Annotated in this window: 3 protein-coding genes; 2 read left to right on the plus strand and 1 reads right to left on the minus strand. The window is 74.1% G+C overall.

Annotated elements, in window-relative coordinates; translation table 11 throughout:
* Positions 1-105: 105 nt before the first annotated feature.
* A complete protein-coding gene (locus ABEA93_RS25055) occupies positions 106-1,032 on the plus strand; it encodes a diacylglycerol kinase (RefSeq protein ID WP_345678002.1) in 927 nt (308 codons plus the stop codon).
* A 93-nt stretch (positions 1,033-1,125) separates the two neighbouring features.
* Entirely contained in the window at positions 1,126-3,897 is a 2,772-nt protein-coding gene (locus ABEA93_RS25060) for a DEAD/DEAH box helicase (RefSeq protein ID WP_345678003.1), read from the plus strand.
* A 90-nt stretch (positions 3,898-3,987) separates the two neighbouring features.
* On the opposite strand, the gene ABEA93_RS25065 is transcribed toward ABEA93_RS25060, so the two are convergent.
* Positions 3,988-5,940, minus strand: coding sequence for a sigma-70 family RNA polymerase sigma factor (locus ABEA93_RS25065; RefSeq protein ID WP_345678004.1), 1,953 nt, complete (start codon positions 5,938-5,940; stop codon positions 3,988-3,990).
* Positions 5,941-6,216 lie beyond the last annotated feature (276 nt).

Here is a 6,216-nt window from a genome sequence, read left to right on the forward strand (position 1 = left end):
GCACAGCCGACGCACCACCCCACGCACCACCCGGCGCACCGGGCTCACGAGCCCGGTGCGCCGCCCCACAGCGCGGAGGACACGCCCTGCACTACTGTGCCGGGCGTGTCCCGTGAGATCGCCCTCCTCGTCAACCCCACCGCCGGGCGCGGCCGCGCCGCCCGTGCCGCGGACCCCGTCGCCGACGGGCTGCGCGCCGCAGGCCTGGCGGTGCGGGAAATCCGCGTCCCCGACCCGGCCGCCGCGCTGCGCATGCTGCGGTCCGAAGTCCGCAGTGGCGTAGGCGCCGTGGTCGCGGTGGGCGGCGACGGCACGGTGTCCCTCGCGCTCCAGGCGGTCGCGGGCACCGGCGTTCCGCTGGGCATCGTCGCGATCGGCTCCGGCAACGACTTCGCCCGCAGCGTCGGCCTGCCGGTCGGCGACCTCGACGCCGCGATCCCGGTGATCGCCGCGGGCCGGACCCGCACCCTGGACCTGGGCCGCGCCGAGGACCGCTGGTTCGGCACCGTCATCGCGTCCGGGTTCGACTCGCGCGTCAACGAGCGCGCCAACGCCATGACCTGGCCGCGCGGCCGAATGCGCTACAACCGCGCGGTGGTCGCCGAGCTGCCCGCGCTCAAGCCGGTCCCGTACGAACTCGAACTCGACGGGCGGACCGTGGAAGTCGAGGCGATGCTCGTCGCCGTCGGCAACGGCACCTCCTACGGCGGCGGCATGAAGATCTGCCCGGACGCCGACATGACCGACGGCATGTTCCAGATCACCGTCGTCGGCGCCTGCGGCCGCTTCGAACTGCTGCGCGTCCTGCCGCGCGCCTACAGCGGCCGGCACGTCGACCACCCCGCGGTCACCACCTACAGCGCCTCCGTGGTCGCCCTGTCCGCGCCCAAGGTGACCGCATGGGCCGACGGCGAGCGGATCGCGCCCCTGCCGCTGACCGCCACGACCGTCCCCGGCGCCCTGCGGCTGCTCGCTCCCGTGCTGCCCGCACCCCGGGAAAACGTGATCACATCCCAGGACGCCGCCCGGTAACCTGCTGGGTGAGATGCCTCTCGATCCTTGCCGCGGCGCGGGCCGCGATTCCGACGTCCTGAACAGCGCGCGACCGAAGAGCGGGTGGTCCGAATGACAGCACCGGACCGGCTCCCCGGCTCTGCCGAACCGTCGCCCGCCGAGCGGTACGCGGCCGCCCGCGCCCGGCAGGCCGAGGAGCGCACCGAGCTGCACGCCTTCCGCAACGAGTACGAATTCGGCCTCGACCCCTTCCAGGACGAGGCCTGCCGCGCCCTGGAATCCGGCCGCGGCGTCCTCGTCGCGGCGCCCACCGGCTCCGGCAAGACCGTCGTCGGCGAATTCGCCGTGCACCTCGCGCTGCGCCAAGGCCGCAAGTGCTTCTACACCACGCCCATCAAGGCGCTGTCCAACCAGAAGTACACCGACCTGGTCAAACGCTACGGCGCCGACCAGGTAGGCCTCCTGACCGGCGACAACTCGGTCAACGGCGACGCCCCCATCGTCGTCATGACGACCGAAGTGCTGCGCAACATGCTGTACGCGTCCTCGCACACCCTCAACGGCCTCGGCTACGTGGTCATGGACGAGGTGCACTACCTCTCCGACCGGTTCCGCGGCGCGGTGTGGGAAGAAGTGATCATCCACCTGCCGCCGTCGGTGACCCTCGTGTCGCTCTCCGCGACCGTTTCCAACGCCGAGGAGTTCGGCGACTGGCTGGCCACGGTGCGCGGCGACACCGCCGTCGTGGTCTCCGAGCACCGCCCCGTGCCGCTGTGGCAGCACGTCATGGCCGGGAACCGGGTCTACGACCTGTTCACCGACGAGAACCACCAGGAGGTCAACCCCGACCTGGTGCGCCTCGCGCGGGAGACCAACGAGCGGACCGGCCGCCCGTACGACAAGTACCGCAAGGGCCGCAACAACCGCGACGGCGCCGCCCCGCAGCGCCGCCGCGTGTGGACGCCCAGCCGCGTCGACGTCATCGAAAAGCTCGACGCGCAGGGACTGCTGCCCGCGATCACGTTCATCTTCAGCCGGGCCGGCTGCGCCGCCGCCGTCCAGCAGTGCCTGCACGCCGGGCTGCGGCTGAACACCAACGCCGAGCGCGCCCAGGTCAAATCGATCGTCGAGTCGCGCACCGGCCACATCCCCGACGAAGACCTCCAGGTCCTCGGCTATTTCGAGTGGCTCGAAGCGCTGCAGCGCGGCATCGCCGCGCACCACGCGGGCATGCTGCCGACGTTCAAGGAAGTCGTCGAGGAACTCTTCGTCCGCGGCCTCGTGAAGGCGGTCTTCGCGACCGAGACACTGGCGCTCGGCATCAACATGCCCGCCCGGTCGGTCGTGCTGGAGAAGCTCGTCAAGTGGAACGGCGAGACCCACGCCGACCTCACCGCGGGCGAATACACCCAGCTCACCGGGCGCGCCGGACGCCGCGGCATCGACGTCGAAGGCCACGCGGTGGTGCTGTGGCACCAGGGCTTCGACCCGAAGCACCTCGCCGGCCTCGCGGGCACCCGCACGTATCCGCTGCGGTCGTCGTTCAGTCCGTCGTACAACATGGCCGTCAACCTCGTCGGCCAGGTCGGACGGCACCGCTCGCGCGAGCTGCTGGAGACCTCGTTCGCGCAGTTCCAGGCGGACCGGTCGGTCGTCGGCATCGCCCGCCAGGTCCGCAAGAACGAGGAAGGCCTCGCCGGCTACCGCGAGGCGATGACCTGCCACCTCGGCGACTTCGACGAGTACGCGGACCTGCGCCGCGCCCTCAAGGACCGGGAGAACCGGCTCGCCCGGGACGGCGTCGCCCAGCGGCGCGCCGCCGCCGCGGCGGCGCTGGAGAAGCTCCGGCCCGGCGACGTCATCGTCGTGCCCACCGGCAAGTACGCGGGGCTCGCGGTCGTCCTCGACCCCGGCATGGCGGAAGGGCCGGAAGGACCGCGCCCCTACGTCCTCACCGCGGACCGGCAGGCCCGGCGCCTTGCGTCGATCGACTTCCCGACCCCGGTGGAAGCCGTCGAACGCCTGCGCATCCCGCGCTCGTTCAACGCCCGCAACCCGCAGTCGCGCCGCGATCTCGCGTCCGCACTGCGCGCGAAGGCCGGGCACATCCACCCCGACCGGCCCCGGCGCGGGCGCTCCGCGGCCGCGGACGACCCCGAGATCGCCCGGCTGCGCCAGGCGATCCGGCAGCACCCGTGCCACGGCTGCGACGACCGCGAGGACCACGCGCGGTGGGCCGAGCGGTTCCACCGGCTGCAGCGCGATACCAAGCAGCTCGAAAACCGGATGCGCGGGCGCACCCACACGATCGCCCGCACGTTCGACCGGGTGTGCGGGATGCTCGCCGATCTGGGCTACCTCACCGGCGACACGGTCACCGAGGACGGCCGCCGCCTCGCCCGGATCTACGCCGAACTCGACCTGCTCACCGCGGAATGCCTGCGCGAGGGCCTGTGGGAGGACCTCACGCCCGCCGAACTGGCCGCGTGCGCCTCGGCACTGGTCTTCGAGGCGCGGATGCCCGACGACGCCATCGCGCCGCGGATGCCCGGCGGCGCGGCCAAGTCGGCGCTGGCCGACATGGTGCGGCTGTGGGGCCACCTGGACGCGCTGGAGGACCAGCACGGCCTGGACTTCCTGCGCGAACCGGACCTCGGGTTCGCGTGGACCGCGTACAACTGGGCCTCCGGGCAGCGGCTCGACGCGGTGCTCGGCGAATCCGACCTGCCCGCGGGCGACTTCGTCCGGTGGATGAAGCAGCTCGTGGACGTGCTCGGGCAGATCGCGGACGCGGCGCCGGAGGACGGCACGGTGCGGGCCACGGCGCGCAAGGCGATCGAGGCGGTCCGGCGCGGGGTCGTGGCGTACTCGTCGGTGAACTGACGCGGGGTGCCCCCGGAGTGGCGGGGGCTGTCGCCGGCTCCCGCACCGGGTGCGGGCTCTTGAGCGGGCCTTGTGCGGCTTTCCGTGCCGCTATTTGCGGCAGAGCGTGAGCCCCGGGCGGCCCGGTTGCCCGAAGTCGCGGCAGCCGGTCGCCGGGGGCTTCTTCGCGGGCTGGTTCGGGTTGCCCGGCCGGGTCGGGACCGTCAGCGTGACGTGCTTGCACCACGGCATGCCCTTGCCCGGCACTTCCTCGCCCGTGCACTCCATCCGGACCTTGCCGTTGTCGACGACGATGCGGGTGGGGCCGACGCTGACCGTCGGCTTGCGCGGCGTCGGAGGTGCCGGCTTCGGATCGGCTTTGACCGCCGGCGGCTTCGGTGCCGGAGGGGGCGGGCTGGACGGTTGGGGCGGCGGCGGAGTCGGCTTGGGCGGCGTGGTCTTCGGCGGTTCCGGCTTCGGCGGCGTCGCGGCCGGAGGCGGCGGCGGAGGCACCACCGGGGCGGCGGACGGCGGCGGCGACGGGGCCGCGACCGGCTTCGCCGGATCGTGGTCCCCGCCGCCGGTGAACGCCCAGGCCACCGCGGCGATCGCGAGGACCGCCCCGGCGACCACCGCGCCCTTGACGACCGTCGAGCCGCCCTCGCCGGCGGCTGCCGCGCCGCCCGACCCGCCCGAACCTGCCGCGGCGCCGGCGCCCGCCGCGCCGGTCCGGCCCGCGACCGCCGCCCCCACCGCGGCGGCGGCCGCTGCCGCCGCCGCGAGGTAGGCCAGGGCCGCCGCGCCGAGCATGCCTTCGGCGACGACGCGCATGCACGTACTGACACTTGCCAGTTCGACACACGCCGCGCGGCAGCGGTCGCACGTGTCGAGGTGGGCGCGGATGTTGTCCTCGGCATGGTCGCCGAGGCGGTGCCGCACGAACGCGCCGTACTTCTTCGCGAACGGGCGGCACTCCTGCGGGAGTCCGCTCTCCACGTAGACCTTCAGGTACGCCTCGCGCAGTCCGTCGCGTGCGCGTTCCTTCAGCTTCGACAGCGCGTTCGGGCTGACGCCGAGCAGCGGGGCCACGCGGTCGCGCGGCTCCCGCTCGACTTCGGTGTACCAGAGCACCGCCTGCCAGCGTTCCGGGAGTTCCTGGAACGCCTTGGCGGCCAACTGCCGGTCGGTCGCGGCCACCGCGGGATCCTCGGGCGTCTCGTCGGTCGACTCGTACGCCGCGACGTCGTCGGTCAGCAGTACCCGCCGCTCGTTGCGGGCCCAGTCGCCCGCCACCCGCCTCACGGTCGTGAGGAGGTACGGGCGGCACGCCTCGCGGGGTCCGTGGCCGGAACGCAGGGCATGCAGCGTGCGGGTGAACGTCTCGCCGACCAGGTCCTCGGCGTTTTCCTTGGTGCGGGTGCACAGGCGCGCGAGCCGGCGGACCGCGACCACATGGCGTTGGTACAGGACTTCGTACGCGGCGTCGTCGCCTTCGCGGACCCGGTCGGCCAGGTACGAGTCCGACGGGCCGTCGTCGCGGCGGCCGTCGGCCGACTGGTGGTCGGCGTCGCCGCTGCCGTCGCCGGGACCGTCCTGGCGGAGACGGCTCCGGACTCCGGCCGGCGCTTCGGCCGCGACGGGGGCGTCGGAGGCGTCGGCCGGGTCGGCTGCGGGGACTTGGGGGGGTGCGTGCGGGCCGTCGGAGCCGTCGGAGCCGTCCGGGTCGGACGGGCCGCCCGGCAGCGGGTGTTCGCGCGGCCCGACGGGGGCCGCGACGGCACCGGGCGCTGCGGGGTCGGCCGACTCGGCACCGGCCGGGCCGGTTCCGGACGACTCGCGGCCGCGGGGCGTCGGGAAAGGACCGCGCCGGTGGTCGGCCGTGCGCTGGCCGGGCACCATGCCGGACGCGTCGACGCGGCGGGCTTGTTCGGGGACGCGTGCGGGGCCGTCGTCGTCGGACGGCTCGTCGGCGTGCCCGCCCCGGGACTCCGCCGCGGGGTCGGCGGGAGGCTCCGGCGGCTGCCGGTCCGGACCGGAGGCCGACGGGTCGTCCTCGCGTGACACCCGGGACCTCCCTCAGCGGAACTCGTCGTCTCTGCGCGCGTCTCTGTGCCCAGCATCGTGGCGATCTCGGGGCCGTCTGTCCAGAACGCCAGGGGGCGTACGCCGTGCGGGTAGTGCGCGCGGGCGTGCGTAGTGCAGGACGGGCGCGCGGATTCGGCACGCGCGCCCGTCCCGGTCGTGGGGCCGTTCGGGTGACGGAGCGTCATAGCGGTGGCGGCGGCGGGGTTCACGGGGGTGACGAGCATGTGGGGCATGGGGTGCAAGGCCGTTCGGGGG

Origin of the sequence: Yinghuangia aomiensis (assembly GCF_039542225.1) — a bacterium.
Lineage (GTDB): Bacteria > Actinomycetota > Actinomycetes > Streptomycetales > Streptomycetaceae > Yinghuangia > Yinghuangia aomiensis.

Bases quoted from the DNA above. Each gene is read 5' to 3' on its own strand.
- ABEA93_RS25060 (WP_345678003.1), top strand. From the start codon at position 1,126: ATGACAGCACCGGACCGGCTCCCCGGCTCTGCCGAACCGTCGCCCGCC.